Origin of the sequence: Streptomyces sp. NPDC087859 (assembly GCF_044742595.1) — a bacterium.
Taxonomy (GTDB): Bacteria; Actinomycetota; Actinomycetes; order Streptomycetales; family Streptomycetaceae; genus Streptomyces; species Streptomyces canus_F.
Genome location: NZ_JBIUUU010000011.1, coordinates 95,460 through 111,436 on the forward strand (window position 1 = coordinate 95,460; position 15,977 = coordinate 111,436).

Annotated in this window: 14 protein-coding genes; 3 read left to right on the plus strand and 11 right to left on the minus strand. The window is 72.5% G+C overall.

The window, feature by feature from the left end; all coding sequences use genetic code 11:
• Positions 1-56: 56 nt before the first annotated feature.
• The 3 genes from ligD to ACIOHP_RS26990 are packed head-to-tail and all read right to left on the minus strand — an operon-like array spanning position 57 to position 4,381.
• A complete protein-coding gene (gene ligD / locus ACIOHP_RS26980) occupies positions 57-983 on the minus strand; it encodes a non-homologous end-joining DNA ligase (RefSeq protein WP_401891591.1) in 927 nt (308 codons plus the stop codon).
• Entirely contained in the window at positions 980-2,833 is a 1,854-nt protein-coding gene (locus ACIOHP_RS26985; protein WP_401891593.1) for a transketolase, read from the minus strand. Before ACIOHP_RS26985 ends, ligD begins: the two co-directional genes overlap by 4 nt.
• Before the next feature lie 9 nt (positions 2,834-2,842).
• Complete coding sequence (locus ACIOHP_RS26990) at positions 2,843-4,381, minus strand: NAD(P)/FAD-dependent oxidoreductase (protein ID WP_401891594.1); 1,539 nt, start codon at positions 4,379-4,381, stop codon at positions 2,843-2,845.
• A gap of 146 nt (positions 4,382-4,527) precedes the next feature.
• Here ACIOHP_RS26990 and ACIOHP_RS26995 point away from each other — a divergent pair, with 146 nt between their 5' ends.
• The gene (locus tag ACIOHP_RS26995; RefSeq protein WP_401891595.1) at positions 4,528-5,487 is read left to right on the plus strand and encodes a TIGR03557 family F420-dependent LLM class oxidoreductase; all 960 of its coding nucleotides are present in this window, start codon (positions 4,528-4,530) and stop codon (positions 5,485-5,487) included.
• Between the two features lie 414 nt (positions 5,488-5,901).
• Here the strand turns inward: ACIOHP_RS26995 and ACIOHP_RS27000 are convergent, their stop codons facing one another.
• Positions 5,902-6,393, minus strand: coding sequence for a phage holin family protein (locus ACIOHP_RS27000; protein WP_401891596.1), 492 nt, complete (start codon positions 6,391-6,393; stop codon positions 5,902-5,904).
• A 94-nt stretch (positions 6,394-6,487) separates the two neighbouring features.
• Here ACIOHP_RS27000 and ACIOHP_RS27005 point away from each other — a divergent pair, with 94 nt between their 5' ends.
• Positions 6,488-7,036: a hemerythrin domain-containing protein gene (locus ACIOHP_RS27005; RefSeq protein ID WP_401891597.1), complete on the plus strand. Its 549-nt coding sequence runs from the start codon at positions 6,488-6,490 to the stop codon at positions 7,034-7,036.
• Positions 7,037-7,141: 105 nt separating this feature from the next.
• Positions 7,142-7,489, plus strand: a complete 348-nt coding sequence (locus ACIOHP_RS27010) for a VOC family protein (RefSeq protein ID WP_361481667.1) — start codon at positions 7,142-7,144, stop codon at positions 7,487-7,489.
• Positions 7,490-7,497: 8 nt separating this feature from the next.
• Here the strand turns inward: ACIOHP_RS27010 and ACIOHP_RS27015 are convergent, their stop codons facing one another.
• The 7 genes from ACIOHP_RS27015 to ACIOHP_RS27045 all read right to left on the minus strand — a co-directional run bounded on the left by ACIOHP_RS27015 (position 7,498) and on the right by ACIOHP_RS27045 (position 15,971).
• Positions 7,498-9,408, minus strand: coding sequence for a DUF5107 domain-containing protein (locus ACIOHP_RS27015; RefSeq protein WP_401891599.1), 1,911 nt, complete (start codon positions 9,406-9,408; stop codon positions 7,498-7,500).
• Between the two features lie 46 nt (positions 9,409-9,454).
• The gene (locus tag ACIOHP_RS27020; RefSeq protein WP_401891601.1) at positions 9,455-10,348 is read right to left on the minus strand and encodes an arginase family protein; all 894 of its coding nucleotides are present in this window, start codon (positions 10,346-10,348) and stop codon (positions 9,455-9,457) included.
• Positions 10,349-10,353: 5 nt separating this feature from the next.
• Positions 10,354-10,914 carry a GNAT family protein gene (locus tag ACIOHP_RS27025; protein WP_351685169.1) on the minus strand — a complete coding sequence of 187 codons (561 nt, stop codon included), beginning with the start codon at positions 10,912-10,914 and terminating at the stop codon, positions 10,354-10,356.
• 19 nt (positions 10,915-10,933) lie between these two features.
• Positions 10,934-11,176: a LapA family protein gene (locus tag ACIOHP_RS27030; RefSeq protein WP_361481678.1), complete on the minus strand. Its 243-nt coding sequence runs from the start codon at positions 11,174-11,176 to the stop codon at positions 10,934-10,936.
• 58 nt (positions 11,177-11,234) lie between these two features.
• Positions 11,235-12,980, minus strand: coding sequence for a CocE/NonD family hydrolase (locus ACIOHP_RS27035; RefSeq protein ID WP_401891603.1), 1,746 nt, complete (start codon positions 12,978-12,980; stop codon positions 11,235-11,237).
• A gap of 118 nt (positions 12,981-13,098) precedes the next feature.
• Positions 13,099-14,022 carry an LD-carboxypeptidase gene (locus ACIOHP_RS27040; protein WP_361541216.1) on the minus strand — a complete coding sequence of 308 codons (924 nt, stop codon included), beginning with the start codon at positions 14,020-14,022 and terminating at the stop codon, positions 13,099-13,101.
• Positions 14,019-15,971 (minus strand): prolyl oligopeptidase family serine peptidase, encoded by a 1,953-nt coding sequence (locus tag ACIOHP_RS27045; RefSeq protein ID WP_401891604.1) that lies wholly within the window; start codon positions 15,969-15,971, stop codon positions 14,019-14,021. The genes ACIOHP_RS27040 and ACIOHP_RS27045 overlap by 4 nt, the downstream gene beginning before the upstream one ends.
• Positions 15,972-15,977: the final 6 nt, after the last annotated feature.

The window sequence follows — 15,977 nt, forward strand, 5'->3', positions numbered from 1 at the left end:
CCTCTTACTCCGGGTGGCCGTAAGTCCGTTGGCCAAACATTCACGACGCAGGTGGGTCAGCCGCGCAACGCGTTGAGCCTGCGACGGGCGGGGCCGAGGGCGCGGCCCTTGGCCATCACGCCGGCCCAGGGGTTGGTGCGGGCCTGCTCGACGGCGTCCTCGATGCTCCAGCGGCGGGCGTCGAGGACCGGGTCGTCGAGCTGGTTCCAGGACATGGGGGTGGCGACGGGGGCGCCCCGTTTCGCGCGGACGGTGAACGGCACGACGGCGGTCTGGGCGTAGCCGTTGCGCTGTACGTCCAGGTAGAGCCGCTCCCCGCGGTCCTTCTTGCGGGCGGCGGTGGTGAACTTCTCGGGGTGGGCGGCGACGAGGGTGTCGGCGACGTCCTTGGCGAATTCCCGCACCTCGTCGAAGTCGTGGTGCCCCTGCACCGGGACCACCACGTGCAGACCGCGCGAGCCGGTGGTCATCAGCGCGGAGGGCAGTTTCAGCTCGTCGAGCAGCTCCGCCAGCAGCCAGGCCGCCTCGTGGACCGGTGTGAAGTCGTCACCGAAGGGATCGAGGTCGAAGACCATCCGGTCGGGCTGTCCGACGCGTCCGACGCGGGACAGCCAGCGGTGCAGGGTGAGACAGGCCTGGTCGGCGAGGTAGACCAGGGTGGCGGTGTCGTCGCACACGGTGTGGCGGACGGTGCCGCCCTCCTTGGTCACCTCGACGCGGCTGATCCAGTCGGGATACCCGTCCGGGGTGTTCTTCTGCATGAACGTCGGGCCGCCGACGCCGTCCGGGAGCCGTTCCAGCATCAGGGGGCGGCCGCGCAGATGCGGCAGCATGAAGGGGGCGACGGCCCGGTAGTAGTCGACCAGGTCGGACTTGGTGTACTCCTTGGCCACCCCGTCGCCGGGGAAGAGGACCTTCTCCGGCCGGTGCACCTCGACGGTGCGGCGCCCGGCCCGCACCGTCCGGGTGGCGTCCTTGCTCACCGTACGATCGCCTCCTCCACCAGCAGCCGTGCGGCGGCCGCGATGGACTCGGCGTCGATGCCCGCGGCGTGCAGCTGCTCGTCCGGCGCCGCCGAGCCCGGCATGGTCCGGACGGCCAGGCGCACCAGCCGCGGGACGGGCCGCCCGTCGACGAAGGCGTCGAGCACGGCGTCCCCGAGGCCGCCCTCCTCGTGGTGGTCCTCCACCGTCATCAGGCAGCCGGTCTCCTCGGCGGCCCGGCGCAGGGTGAGCCGGTCCACGGGCTTGACCGAGTACAGGTCGACGACCCGGACGGCGATCCCCTGCTCCTGGAGCGCGTCGGCGGCGGCCAGCGCCTCGTGCACGGTCACCCCGGCCGCGACGACGGTCAGCCGGTCCCGGTCGGAGGAGCGCAGCACCTTGCTGCCGCCGACCGGGAACTCCTCGTCGGGCCCGTAGATCACCGGGCTCTTGCCGCGCGAGGTGCGCAGATAGCGGACGCCCTCCAGGCCCGCCATGGCGCCGACGAGGTGCGCGGTCTGGTTGGCGTCGCACGGGTACAGCACCGTCGAGCCGTACACCGCCCGCATCATCGCCAGGTCCTCCAGACCCATCTGCGAGGGCCCGTCCTGTCCGATGGCGACGCCCGCGTGCGAGCCGACCAGGTTGATCCCGGCGCCACTGACCGAGGCCATGCGCACGAAGTCGTACGCGCGCGTGAGGAAGGCCGCGAAGGTGGAGGCGTACGGCACGAAACCGCGTGCGGCGAGTCCCACGGCCGCGGCGACCATCTGCTGCTCGGCGATGTAGCACTCGAAGTAGCGGTCGGGGTGTTCCTTGGCGAAGAACTCCGCGCGCGTGGAGTCGCTCACCTCGCCGTCGAGGGCGACGACGTCGCCGCGGGCGGTGCCGAGGGCGGCGAGCGCCTGGCCGTAGGCGTCCCGGGTGGCGATGGGGTCGTCGGATCCCTTGTCCCAGCGGGGCAGCTCGAGGTGTCCGGCGCGTACGGCGTGCAGCATGCGGGCGGCGGGCGGCTCGTGGGCGTGGATGCGGAGGTCGCGGCGGCCGCCGAGTTCGGCGATCGCCTCGTCGGCGTCGGGCAGCGGCTTGCCGTGCAGGCCCTCACGGTCCTGGACGGCCTCGACGCCCTTGCCCTTGAGGGTGCGGGCGAGGATCGCGGTGGGCTGCCCGGAGGTGGAGATCGCCTCGCCGTACGCGCGGTCGACGGCGTCCACGTCGTGGCCGTCCACCTCGATGGTGTGCCAGCCGAAGGCCTGGAAGCGGCGGGCGTAGGCGTCCAGGTCGTGGCCGTGCCGGGTGGGACCGCGCTGGCCGAGCCGGTTGACGTCGACGATGGCGGTGAGGTTGTCGAGATGCTCGTGCGCGGCGTGCTCGGCGGCCTCCCACACCGACCCCTCGGCGAGCTCGCTGTCCCCGCACAGCACCCACACCCGGTAGCCGGTGCGCTCCAGGCGCTTGCCGGACAGCGCGATCCCGACCCCGACCGGCAGGCCCTGCCCGAGCGATCCGGTGGCCGTCTCGACCCACGGCAGCCGCCGGGGCGTGGGGTGCCCCTCCAGTCGGCTGCCGAGCGCGCGGAAGGTGGCCAGTTCGGCGTCGTCGATCGCGCCGACGGCCTTGTAGCAGGCGTACAGGAGGGGCGAGGCGTGCCCCTTGGACAGGACGAAGCGGTCGTTCCCGGGGTGGGCGGGACGGTCGAAGTCGTAGCGGATGTGGTGGGCGAGCAGGACGGCCATCAGATCGGCGGCGGACATCGACGACGTCGGATGCCCGGACCCGGCGGCATCGGCCGCGCGGACGCTGTCCACGCGCAGCTGCTGTCCCAGGTCGACGAGTTCGGCGGTGTTCATGAGTCTCCCTCAGCGGGGGTGGCTGGACGGTCGGGGCGCTTGACGGGGCCGGGGGCGGTGTCCGGGTCGGGTGCCTTGGCGGGGCCGAGGTTCCTGACGGGGCTCGCCACCGGGCTGGTTCTTGGCCGGTTCACCACCGGGCTGGTTCTTGGCCGGTTCGCCTCCCGGCTGGTTCTTCGCGGGCTCCTCAGCGGGGCGGTCCTGCACCAAGCCCCGTGCGCTCGCGTCCGGCCCGCGCTCCGGTCGCCCCGGCACCCGTGCCAGTTCCGGCGACGCCGTGTCCAACGGCACCGACCAGGACCGGACGAGCCCCAACTGCACGGCCTGGCGCGGGAGTACGGAGTCCAGCAGCCAGTCCGCGGCGACCCGGAGGCGGTTGCCGGGCATCGCCGCGAGGTGGTAGCCGCGGGTGACCGCGCCGGCCGCCACGCCGGACAGCGGGATGTTCAGCGGGTTGGCCGCCGCCTTCGCGCCGCCCAGGTCCACAACGAACCCCAGGTCCCGGTGGGCGTAGGGCCGGCTCGTGCCGTCCCCCAGGGAGGCGGCGACGTTGTGGGCGGCCGTGCGCCCCTGCCGCCAGGCGTGCTGGGCGGTCATCGGCGTGTACTGTCCCGGGTTCGCCAGGTCCGGCACCGCGGCCGCGTCACCGCAGGCGAACACCTCGGGACGGCCCGGCACCCGCAGCTGCGGGTCGACGAGCAGCCGGCCCCGCTCCATCGGCAGCCCGAGCGACTCGGCGAGCGGATCGGGCCGCACCCCCACGCACCACACCAGCGTGCGGGTCTCCACGAACTCGCCGTCGGTCAGCAGCACCCCCCTCGGCGTGGCCTCCTTCACGGACGTTTCCATGCGCACCTCCACGCCCCGCTCCCGCAGCGTGCGGTCGGCGGTGCGGGACAGGTGCTCGTCCAGTTCGGGCAGGACGCGCGGCGCGGTGTCGAGGAGCAGCCACCGCGGCCGCATGCCCTCGCGCAGCGGGTGCCCGCGTACCTGCGCGTCGGTGAACAGCTGTCCGTGCGCGGCGACCTCGGTCCCGGTGTAGCCCGCGCCGACCACCACGAAGGTGCAGCGGGCCGCGCAGGTCCCGGGATCGTCGGCGCCGGCGGCGAGTTCCATCTGCCGGGTCACGTGGTCGCGCAGGTACAGCGCCTCCGGCAGTCCGCGGAAGCCGTGGGCGTGTTCGGCCACACCGGGGATGGGCAGCAGCTTGTTGACACTGCCGGCGGCCAGCACCAGCCGGTCGTAGTCCAGGGTGCCGCCGCCGCCCTCGGGGTCGGTGTAGTGGACGGTCCGCCCGTCGAGGTCGACGGCATCGGCCTCGCCGAGCACCAGCCGCACCCGGGGCAGGGTGCCCGACAGGGAGACGGTGACCCGGCGCGGCTCCAGGATCCCGGCGGCGACCTGGGGCAGCAGTGGTAGGTACAGGAAGTAGTCGGTCGGGTTCAGCAGGGTGATCTCGGCCCTCCCCCGGGCCTTCCGGGACAGTTCTCGGGCCGTCCGGTACCCGGCGAAACCGGCGCCGACGATCACGATGCGGGGTCGACTCACAATGCGCCTCCGGGGCTGTCGCGTACCTCGGGAGATTTCCGCGTAACCCTGGCCGGGTCGCCCAAACGTCCGCCGGTTTCCGGCCTGCCGTCCGGGTACCCGGACGGCGTTCCGTCCTGTCCGTCGAAAGGTGCCGGAGGTCCCCCATGCCCGAGTACGGCTACTTCCTGTCCTGCGAGGAGTTCGGCCCCGCGGATCTCGTCGAGCAGGCGAGGATGGCCGAGCAGGCCGGGTTCCGCTCGCTGTGGATCTCGGACCACTTCCACCCGTGGAACGACGCCCAGGGCCAGAGCCCGTTCGTCTGGTCGGTCCTCGGCGCGCTCTCGGAGGCGGTGTCACTGCCCGTGGAGACGGCGGTGACCTGCCCGACCGTGCGCACGCACCCGGCGGTGGTGGCGCAGGCCGCGGCGACCACGGCGGTGATGACGGAGGGCCGTTTCCGGCTGGGAGTGGGCAGCGGCGAGGCGCTCAACGAGCACATCCTGGGCCACCTCTGGCCGCCCGCGCACATCCGGCTGGAGATGCTGGAGGAGGCGATCCAGATCATGCGCCGGCTCTTCACCGGCGAGGAGGTCAACCACCACGGCACCCACTACACGGTGGAGAACGCCCGCCTCTACACGGTCCCCGACGAGCCGGTCCCCATCGACATCTCCGGGTTCGGCCCGGCGGCGACCTCGCTGGCGGCCCGGGTGGGCGACGGCTACATCACGATGACGCCGGACGAGTCGATGGTGGCGCAGTTCCGCAAGGGCGGCGGGGGCGCCAAGCCGGTCAGCGGCGGGACCAAGGTCTGCTGGGGCACGGACCGCGAGGAGGCCGTACGGACCGTGCGCCGGCTGTGGGCGAATCAGTTCCTGCCCGGGGAGATGGCCCAGATCCTGCCCTCGCCGAGCCACTTCGAGCAGCTCCAGCCGCTGGTGACCGAGGAGTCGGTGCGCGAGAAGGCGGTGTGCGGGGACGACGTCGACGAGCACGTGGCCGCGCTGTCCGCGTTCGCGGACGCCGGTTTCGACCGGGTCTACGTCAACCAGATCGGCCCCGACCAGCGCGGCTTCTTCGACTTCTACCGCACCAAGGTGCTGCCCCAGCTGCAGCAGGCCTGACGATGAAACGGCGTCTCCCGGCGGTGTCCGTGCACACGGTGCCGACCGGCACCGGCCGGACGTACGGCCCGCGGGCGGCCGGCCCCGCTGGTGGAGGGCCGCGACGCGATGTGCAGGTCGGTGCGGAACGCCGGCCGCCAGGGCATCGCCGCCTGTGCGATCTCGGCCGCCGTCCATGAGCCGCCGCGTGCACGACCGCACGGGCCGCAGCGCGGCCCGGGTGCCGAACTCACGCCCCAGGTACGTCACTTCGGTCACCGGGCGGAACTCGTCCGGGGTGATCTCCGTGAAGGGCGCGAGGACCCCGGCGAAGGCCAGGGCCGTGGCCTGCCCCACGCCGCCGCCGGCTCCGGTCACCACGAAGGCCCTGCCCCGACGGGGCAGGGCCTTCGTGGTCAGCCGTTCCACCGCGCGTCAGCCGCGGTGATGCGGCTGTTCGGGGTCGTTGTCGTCGGGACGCGGCGGTACGCCGGGACCGGGCGTCCCGGCCGCCGGTGTACCCACGCCGGGCGCGACGGGCGGCACCGGCGGGTACGGCATGCCGGTCCCGCCCGGCGGAGTGGCCGGTGCCCTGCCACCGACGACGTGGTCGCCCTCCGGCGTGGGCCGGGACGCGGAGGGCCGGGCGGCGCCGCGCAGCACATAGGCGACGGCCCCGAGGATCGCCGCGGTGATGAGCGCGGCGGCCCAGTCCGGCAGGCCGAGGGCGAGAGCGAGCCCCACGGCCAGCGCCAGGGCGGCGCCCGCGTAGAGGGCGACGGCGCCGGACGCGGCGTACAGCATGGCCTTGCGGCGCTGCTTGCGGGTCTGCTCGCGCAGTTCCTCGCGTACGGTCTCGCGCGTCACCTGGGCCAACTCCTCGACCAGGTGCTTGTCCAGATGCTCAAGATGATCCAAGCGGTCCATGCCCGACGGGTACCCGTACACCCGTACGCATAACGCGGTCCGTCACGGCCACCCGTACGGCGACGCACCCCTACAGGAGGAAGAAGAGAAGAGGATGACCGAGCGCACCGACGTAGTGGAGCTGCTCAAGGGGCAGCACACCAGGATCCGAGAACTGCTCGACGAGGTGGCGGCCGGCAAGGGCGAGGAACGGAAGCATGCCTTCCATGACCTCGTCCGCCTCCTCGCGGTGCACGAGACCGCTGAGGAAGAGGTCGTCCATCCCTTCGCCCGCAAGAACATCGACGGCGGTGAACTCGTCGTCAAGGACCGGATCGAGGAGGAGGAGAAGGCCAAGCGGGTGCTGTCCGAACTGGACGACATGGACCCCGACTCGGCCGAGTTCCTCGACAGGTTCGCGGCGCTGCGCGAGGACGTGCTCACGCACGCCGCCAACGAGGAGCGTCACGAGTTCGCGCACTTCCACAAGGTCGCCGACCGCGGCAGGCTGGAGAACCTGGCCCGTGCCGTGCAGGCCGCCGAGGCGCTGGCACCGACCCGCCCGCACCCGGGCACCGACACCGCGGTGAAGAACGTGGCGGTGGGTCCGGTCGCGGCCGTCGTCGACCGCACACGGGACATCGTGCGCAAGGCCATGGGCTGACCCATCGGCCCACTGACCCACCGAGGCATGCGTGTCCGGCGGCCGGGGTGCGGGGATCGCGTGAAACGATCTCCTGCCCCGGCCGCCCCTATTAGGCTCGTCCGCATGGACATTCTGGGAGCCACGCTGCGCGTCTGCGTCGACGACCTGGAGACCGCGGTCCCCTTCTACGAACGCCTGGCCGGCGGCCCGGCCCTGCGCTTCGAGCGCGGCGGGGTCCAGGTGGCGGCCGTGGGCTGCTTCCTCCTGATGAGCGGTCCCGCGGCGGAGTTGGAGATCCTGCGCAAGGTCGCGGCCACGATCGCCGTCAAGGACGTCGACGAAGCCCATCGGGTACTGACCGAACTGGGCGCGCACGTCATCGCGGGACCGGTGGGGACACCGGCCGGGCGCAATCTGATCGCGATGCATCCGGACGGAGCGGTGTACGAGTACGTGGACCGGCGGGCGTAGGACCGGGGTCACCGCATACGGAAGTCATAGCGGTCCGGGAGCGGTTCGTCGCCGACCCGCTCCCACAGCCGCCCGACGGCCTCCGCGCCTTCCCTCAGGTCCGCGACCTCGAAGCCCTCCTCGAACACGGCCCGCGCCTCCTCCCGCCTGCCCTCGGCGACCAGCAGCCCGGCCTCGATGAACCGGAATCGCCCGCGGGCCCGCGTCGCGGGACGCAGTCGCGCCCACACCGACCGCGCGTCCCCCGTGCGCCCCACCGCGAGCAGCGCCTCGATCGCCTCGCGGCCGAGCGCGGCCGTGGCCGCCGTCCAGGCCTCCCCCGCGTCGCGGCGCTCCCGGCACAGGTCGTCGAAGGCCTCGGCGTACCGGTCGGCGGCCCGCTCCCGGTTGCCGACCTCCTGGTCGGAGACGGCCAGGCAGCGCAGCAACGGCCAGACGGACGGGGCGAGTTCAAGGGCCCGCTCCCAACTCCGCACCGCCTGCGCCCGGTCGCCGGCGTGCCACTGGGCGACGCCGAGGTGGTACTCGGTGTGCGGGCCCGCCGGCGCGGTCTCCAGCAATTCCCGCCAGTGCGGGGCGACGAGCGTCTCGCCGGGCGGCCGCACTGTGCGCGGCTCCGGCAGCACTCCGGCCCTGAGCAGCTCCAGCCAGGGTTCCTGCGCCTCGCCGAGGGTGCTGTCGTCGAAGGGCGTACCGGGCAACTTCAGGTCGGCGCACAGCACTTCGAGAGCGCCCCAGCCGGATCCGGTGGCCAGGATCTCCCCGGGTGCGGTGTCGGCGTGCGGTTTCCAGGCGGCGTACGCGGCGTCGACGCCGGCGCGCGGGAGGACGGCTTCGAGCCGCTCCTCCGCCTCTTCCACCCGCGCCGGGGAGTGCAGCGGCCCGTACGCCTCCAGCCACGACACCTCGCTCTCCGGGTCCAGCCGTACGTGCTCCAACTGTGTGCGGGCGAGGCCCGCCTGGATCTCGCAGTAGCCTTCGGTGCCGGGTTCGGTGAGCCATTCCTGCCAGCGTCGCCCGCCCGGCCCCGCTCCCCAGACGAACAGCTTGCGTCCGCGCAGTGCGTCGGTGGACGTCTGCACCAGTCCGTGACCGTCCTCGTCGAGGGCGGCGATCCAGCGGCGCCGGGCGTCGGGGAGGTCGTAGAAGTAGTCGGCCGCGTGCGGGAGTTGCCGGATCTCCTCGTACGACGGCACAGGCACCGTCCGCAGTCGTCGCTCGTATCCGAAGCACCAGGCCTCCCTCGCCGGCGCGAGGATCCGGCGCCGTTCCGGCACGGCGATGTTGGACCACCAGTACGTCGGCACCGGCTTCTCGTGCGGATTGCGGACGCGGACGCCGACGTACAGGAAGTCGGAGCCGTCCGGCAGCCAGAGGTCGACCTGGAAGGGCAGGTCGCGCAGCCGTTCCCACTCCCACAGGCGCAGCATCTCTCCCCCGTCGGGGGCGGGTACGCGGGCGGCGTGCAGGGGTGCGCAGGCGAGGGTGGTGTGGCCGGTGGCGCCGATGTTCCATTCGATGCCGCCGGAGAACCAGGCGCCGTTGAGGGCGAACGCGGCGGGTTGGAACACCGGGTTGCGGTACAGGAGTTCACGGTCGGACGGCTTGTGGAGGAGGGAGGCGATCCGGCCGCCGAGACCGGGGAGCACCGTGGCCCGCAGCCGGTCGTTCTCGATCACGAGGGCATCGATCCCGCGCGGCTCGCGCACCCGCTCGTAGCCGTCCCGGAGGCGCACGGGAAGCAGGCTGCGCAGGGGCTCGTAGCCGATCTGGCGGGCCATGTCCGGGGGCAGGTCGTCGCGGTCGTCGACGCGGTGGAGCTCGTCGAGCGGCCGCAGCGGGGGCAGGGGGTTGTCGGGCCCCAGCTCCGCGGCGGGCAGCGTCAGTACCTCACGTCGGATCGTCGTCACGATCGCCATGGAAGCCGCTCGCCGGGAAGCTGAACAGGGGCGCTACAGGTCAGGATTACGCAAAGGCGGACACCACGATGTCGGCGAGGAGGGCGCCCGCCGTGCCGTCCGGGTCGAGATCGGGGTCGTAGATGGTGACGTTCAGCCCGACGCAGTGCGCGGACCCGAGCAACGGCCGCAGCAGCTCGACGAGTTCGCCGGGCAGCAGGCCATCGGGGTCAGGGCTGTCCACGGCCGGCATGACGGACGGATCGAGGACGTCCGCGTCCAAGTGCACCCAGAATCCGTCGAGTTCGGGGATTTCGAAGGCCTCGGCCGTGGCCCGGGCCACGGCGTCCGCGCCCCACTCGCGGATGTCCCCGACGGTGACGACGGGGATCTTGACGGCGGCGAGTTCACTGCGGTCGTCCTCGAACGCGTCGCGGTTGCCGAAGAGCCGTACGTCCTCGTCCCTCAGGTACGGCTTCAGCCCCTCCAGGTTCGTCAGGTCGTCCTGCCCGCGCCCCGTCGCCAGTGCCATCTCCTCACCGCCGGCCGCACCGATCCGCTCGGAGTTGCCGGGGTGGCGGAAGTCGGAGGAGGCGTCCACGGCGGCCAGCCCGTACCGGCCGAGGCGGCGCAGCGCGAGGGAGGCGCCGAGCTGGATGGAGCAGTCACCGCCGAGCACCACCGGGAACTCCCCGGCGCGCACATGGCGTTCGATACGGTCGGCGAGCTTCACCGTGTACGCGGCGATGGCGGCCGCGTTGAAGACGCCGTCGCCCTCCCGCCAGTCCCCCCGGTCATAGCGCGGCGGCACCACCACCCCGCCCTCCAGCGCGCCGAGCCGGTGCACGATCCGCTGCTCGCGCAGGGCACCGGCGAGCTTGTAGCAGCCCGGGACGGTTCCCGGCGCGGGCGGACGCAGCCCGAGATTGGACGGGGCATCCAGCACCACCCTGGTACGCATCGGCCTCACTTCCGGATCATCTCGGCGGTGACGGCCCACCGCTCGTGGTCCCGCCAGGCCCCGTCGATGTAGAGCATCTTCGGTGAGAAGCCCTCCCGACGGAAGCCGCAGCTGCGGGCGAGAGCGATCGAGGCGGTGTTGGCGGGCTGCACGTTGATCTCCAGCCGGTGCAGCCGCATACCGCCGAAGGCGTATCGCACGACCAGCCCGAGCCCCTCCCGCATCAGACCGCGCCCGGCGGCATGCGCGAAGGCCCCGTATCCGAGCGCCCCGCACAGGAAGGCGCCCTCGACGATGTTGTTGATGTTGATGAACCCGGCGACGGCTCCCTCGCCGTGCTCCCCGTCCTTCTCGCAGACCAGGAACCCCGCCTTGGTCGGGTCCTCGATCAGCCGGCCCGCGTACGCGGTGAACGCGTTGGCGTTGTCCGGCGGGAAGAGCCAGGGCTGGTGCAGCTCCTTGCTCTCCCGGGCCCGGGCGGTGAACTCGGCACCGTCCTCGTAGGTGATGTGGCGTATGCCCACGCGGGGGCCCTCCACGAGATAGCGGGACGCGGTGTGCGGCATCCCGTCACCCTACGACGGACTAGCGGCGGCGCTTCACGAAATACGCCCCGCACAGGGCGCCGATGACGCCCGTGGCCAGCAGCGCCATCCACAGGGGCATCGTCACCTCGGGAATCAGCAGCCTGATCCTGGTGGCGCGGGTGTTCTCGAAGATGAAGATCAGGGCGAGGACGGCGAGCAGCAGGACGACCACCCGGGCGGGCGTGACGGGGCCGCCCTTGCCGCTGGTGGCGCCGCCGCTCTCGGAGGTCTTCGGGCTCATGCGACCAGGGTGGGCCCGAAGACCCGGCCCCGCGCGGCGGGGCCGTCCACCGGGTGAATCAGCCGTCGGCCACCGGCAGCTCCAGCACTCCGGTGTTCCCGGGCGAGCTGACCACGGTCACCGGTTTGATTCCGCGGTTGCCGAAGTAGGCGTCGTCGCTCGCCGCGACCACGAACCGCAGCCGGTGCCCCTTCTCGTACCGGTGCACGATCCCCGGCAGTGTCACGGTGAAGCTCTTGGTCACGTCGGGAACCCGGACCGGGGCGACGAGCCGGTGCACCAGCGTCTTGGTGCCGTCGGGCGCGATGTCGTACAGCTTGGCGAACAGGACGAGCTTGTCGGCGGCGTCCGAGGAGTTCTGCGTCCGCTCGGCCTTCGGCGAGACCACCTTGAGCGTGGCCTTCGGCGCGCCCACGACGTCGGTGGTCCGGGCGAGCGGCTCACTGGTCCAGCCGAGGTAGGTGCCCTCGGTGTCGTAGGGCGCCGGGTCGGGGAGGCCGATCGTCCCGGCCAGCGAGCTCTCCGAGTGGCTGGTGGCGACGAGCCGGTTCGTGTACGTCCGGCTGCCGAGGGCCACCTTGGAGCGGGTGTCGACGAGCTTGCCGTCGCCGGACAGGTACAGCTTCCGGTTGAGTGCGGGCAGGTGGTCGGCGGTGGCGTAGGTGCTGGTCGGGTCGGTGATCCAGTCGCGGTAGTAGGCGAGGGCCGGTCCGGTGTCGGTGTCCTTCTTCTCCTGGAGGTAGCGGTCGAACCAGGCGAGGATCCGCTTGCCGACGTAGGTGGACTCCAGGTTCCCCTCGCCGAGATTGAGCTCGCCCGCCGCCATGCCGCCGCTGTGGCCCCAGGACTGCCAGATCATCTTGGCCGGAGTGCCCTGCGCCTTGAGGGTCTTGTACGTCGCCGTCGCCTCGTTGAGGTTGAAGAGGCTGTCGGCCTGTCCCTGGACCAGCAGCGTGGGTGCCTTCACCCGGCCGAGGTAAGTGACCGGGGAGACGCTGCGGGAGTAGGCGAGCAGTTCGGCGGTGCGGTCGGCGGGATAGCTGCCGGAGTTCAGGGTGCGGACGGTGTCGCAGGCCTCGGTGACGAAGTGCAGACAGCCCAGGGAGTTGATCCGGGAGGGGTCGAGGTTCGGTGCCGTCAGCGGCTGGCTCTCGCCGATCAGATAGAAGCCGTTGGCCCACTGCCATTTGAAGGCGCCGGGCACCGTGCCGTGGGCGCCGGCGTTGTTCGGGTCCAGGGAGTACGCCAGGTCGTTCCAGGTGATCAGCGGGACGAGTGCGTCGACGCGGTGGTCGACGGCCGCCGTCGCCAGCTGGATCGCGCCGCCGTAGGAGCCGCCGATCATGCCGACGCGCGGGTCGCCCTTGCCGTCGAGGGTGACGAAGTCGGCCTTGGTGCCGTCGTCGGCGGCCCGTTTCCCGGCGAGGAAGTCGACCAGCTTCGAGGCGGCCTTGCCGTCGATGTCCGGGTCGTCGAGCGAGATCAGGCAGCCGGAGCCGCCGAAGCCGAGCCCGGAGTAGACGAGCGAGACATAGCCCCGTTCGGCGAAGGCCTTGCCGATGCCGTCCGTGGAGCCGTCGGACTTGCTGCCGCCGAATCCGTTGGTGGCGAGCACGGCGGGGGCGCGGCCGGCACCGGTGGGCCGGTACAGATCGGCGTCGATCGTGCAGATGCGGTCGCCGGCCCGCACGGTGAACTTCAGGGCCGTGACGGTGTACTGGCCGGTGGCGGGAGCGGGGGCGGCGAGTGTGGCACCGAGCAGGAGAGCGAGCGGAACGCTGTATCCGAGCACACGACGAGACACGAGACCTCCACGCTGAGGACAACTCGGCTTACCGGCCGGTAAGAACCGGCCAGTAGCCAGGGTGTGACACGTGTCAAAGGAGGTCAATCACCGGGACGGGTGTTTTCTTGACGATGATTCAGCGCAGGGCCGGTTCGTCGAGCGTCAACGTGCGCGCATCGGCGTCGAGTTCTGCCGCCACTCCGAAGGGCATGGTCAGCGCCCCGTCGCAGTGCCCGAACCCGAACTCCTCCACGACGGGCACCCCGAGCCCGCCGAGCCGGTCGGCGAGCAGCGCCCGCACCTTCTCCTGGGGACCGCACTCCCGCCACGACCCGAGCAGCACCCCTCGCACCCCGTCGAACCAACCGGCGCGCAGGAGTTGGGTGAGATAGCGGTCGAGGCGGTACGTCTCCTCCCCCACGTCCTCCAGGCACAGCAGCCCGCCGTGCGCGGAGGGCCGGGCGTGCGGGGTGCCCAGTTCGGCGGCGAGCAGGCACAGGCAGCCGCCGAGCGTGACGCCTCGCGCCCGCCCGGGGGCCAGGGTCCTGCCGCCGGAGGCGATCGTGCGGACGGTCTCCGGTGCGAAGAGCGTGGCCTTGAGGTGCTCCTGTGCCCGGGCGTTCTTGATGAAGTCGATCCCCGCGGCCATCGGCCCGTGGAGCGTGACGAGGCCCAGCCGGGTGGCGAACGCCTCGTGCAGCGCGGTGATGTCGCTGAAGCCGACGAACACCTTCGGCCCGGCCGCCCGCATCGCCTCCCAGTCGAGCAGGTCGGTCATCCGCTGCACGCCGTACCCGCCCCGCGCGCACAGCACCGCGTCGACGGACGGGTCGCACCAGGCGCTCTGCAGATCGGCGGCCCGGTCCGCGTCGGTGCCCGCCAGGTAGTCGAAGTCGCCGTGCCGGTCCAGCACATGGGGCCCCACCACGGGGTCGAGGTCCCAGCCGCGCAGGATGTCCAGTCCGGCCTGCAGCCGCTCCTCGGGAACGGGCCCGCTGGGCGCGACGACGGCCACCCGGGCGCCGGGCGCGAGTCTGGAGGGCCGGACGGGTCTCTTCACTTGTCGAGCTCCAGGGTCGGGATGCCGGGCGGGTTCAGGACGAAGACCTGGGCGTACAGGGAGAGTTCGGACTCCAGCGCCCGGATCATCGTCTCCGCCCGCCGGAACCCGTGCCCCTCCCCCTCGAAGGCGATGTACGCGTGCGGCACCCGCCGGTCCTCCATGCGGGCCAGGAACCGCTCGCACTGGACGGGCGGACAGATCACGTCGTCCAGGCCCTGCAACAGCAGGAAGGGCGCGGTGATCCGGTCGGCGTGCTCGGTGGGCGAGCGCTCCGCGTACCGTGCGGGCACCTCGGCGAGGGGTCCGACCAGGGTCTCCAGGTACTGCGACTCGAAGTCGTGGGTCTCGCCCTCGCCCCAGCCGGTCAGATCGAGGATGGGGTAGACGATGGTGCCGCAGGCGTAGACGTCGGTCGCGGTGAGGGAGACGGCCGCGGTCCAGCCGCCGGCGCTGCCGCCGCGGATCGCCAGCCGGTCGCGGTCGGCGGTGCCCTCGTCGGCGAGGGCCTGGGCGACGGCCGCGCAGTCCTCGACGTCGACCACGCCCCACTGCTCGCGCAGTCGGTTGCGGTACTCCCGGCCGTGCCCGGTGGAGCCGCCGTAGTTGACCTCGACGACACCGATGCCCCGCGAGGTGAAGTAGGCGATCGCCAGGTCGAGGACGAGGGGGGCGCGGCTGGTGGGTCCGCCGTGCGCCCAGACGACGTGCGGCGGCAGTTCGTCGCCGGGGGCCATACAGGTGGGATGGTGCGGCGGGTAGACGTGGGCGTGGATGTCGCGTCCGGCGGGTCCGGTGAAAGTGCGGATCTGCGGCTCGGGGTAGAACGAGGGGTCCACGGCGTCGTCGTGTCCGGCGCCGATCACCCGGGCCCGGCCGGTCCGGGTGTCCAGCTCCACCAGTTCGTGGGCGCTGCGCGGGCTGGCGCCGACGGCGACGACCCGCTCGCCGTGCACCGCGAGGGTGGGCGCGAACTCGGTCCAGGGTCCCGCCGCGTCGACGACCTCCGCGGTCTCGGGGTCCAGTATCCCGAGCGCGGTGGCGCCGCGGCCGTGCACGACGGCGATCAGTCCGCTCTCCAGCGGGGCGAACCAGCGATGGCCCAGCTTCCAGAGCGGGCCGCCGAACTCCTCCTCGCGCCGGCACAGCGGTTCGCCGTCGCGGTAGAGGTTCCACCAGCCGGTGCGGTCGCTCGTGTACAGCAGGGCTCCGTCGTGGGCCCAGTCCACCTGGGCGATCGACTCCTCGGGCCCGCCGGCGATCGTCCGGGGTTCGCCGAGTGTGCCGTCGGCCCGGACACCGGTGAGCACCAGCTCCGTGCCGTCCCACGGCATCCGCGGATGGTCCCAGGCGAGCCAGGCCGCGCTGCGCCCGTCGGGGGAGATCCGGGGGCCGGTCACGAACCGGTGCCGGGCGTCGGTGAGTTCGCGCACGGCGTCCCGGTCCTGGGCGGCCGAGCCGTCCAGCGGCACCGCGGCCAGCACCCGGCGCACGTCGCCGGGCCCGTCGCCGGTGAACTCCTCCAGCACACACCACACTTCACCGCGGTCCGGGAGCAGCACCGGGTCCGCCCAGCGCAGGCCGCCGCCGACCGGGGAGACCGGGGTGAGGGGTCTGGGGTCGCCGTCCGGCGCGTACCGGTACAGCCGCTGGTCGGCGAAGTTCACGAAGACCACGAGCGGTTCGCCGTCGACGACCGTCCCCGCCCAGGGCTGTCCGCCGTACTCGATGACCCGGCTGCGGACATTCCACGGCGCCGGCAGCACCGACTCCGTCGCGCCGTCGGTGCGCCGCCGCACCAGCGTGCGCCGGCCGCCCTCGGCGGGGCGTGGCTCGGTCCACCAGGCCTCGTCGCCGACGAAGCCCACGAACTCGGGATGCCCGTCGTGCGCGGCGGCCAGTGCCGCGTCGATCGGCGAGGGCCAGGCCCCGTACGCCAGCGTCTCCACTTCTCC

Excerpts from the sequence above, each read along its gene's own strand:
- ACIOHP_RS27000 (WP_401891596.1), bottom strand. The coding sequence starts at position 6,393 with ATGGACCGCTTGGATCATCTTGAGCATCTGGACAAGCACCTGGTCGAG.
- ACIOHP_RS27005 (WP_401891597.1), top strand. The coding sequence starts at position 6,488 with ATGACCGAGCGCACCGACGTAGTGGAGCTGCTCAAGGGGCAGCACACC.
- ACIOHP_RS27015 (WP_401891599.1), bottom strand. The coding sequence starts at position 9,408 with ATGGCGATCGTGACGACGATCCGACGTGAGGTACTGACGCTGCCCGCC.
- ACIOHP_RS27030 (WP_361481678.1), bottom strand. The coding sequence starts at position 11,176 with ATGAGCCCGAAGACCTCCGAGAGCGGCGGCGCCACCAGCGGCAAGGGC.
- ACIOHP_RS27025 (WP_351685169.1), bottom strand. The coding sequence starts at position 10,914 with ATGCCGCACACCGCGTCCCGCTATCTCGTGGAGGGCCCCCGCGTGGGC.
- ACIOHP_RS26995 (WP_401891595.1), top strand. The coding sequence starts at position 4,528 with ATGCCCGAGTACGGCTACTTCCTGTCCTGCGAGGAGTTCGGCCCCGCG.
- ACIOHP_RS27020 (WP_401891601.1), bottom strand. The coding sequence starts at position 10,348 with ATGCGTACCAGGGTGGTGCTGGATGCCCCGTCCAATCTCGGGCTGCGT.
- ACIOHP_RS27010 (WP_361481667.1), top strand. The coding sequence starts at position 7,142 with ATGGACATTCTGGGAGCCACGCTGCGCGTCTGCGTCGACGACCTGGAG.
- ACIOHP_RS26985 (WP_401891593.1), bottom strand. The coding sequence starts at position 2,833 with ATGAACACCGCCGAACTCGTCGACCTGGGACAGCAGCTGCGCGTGGAC.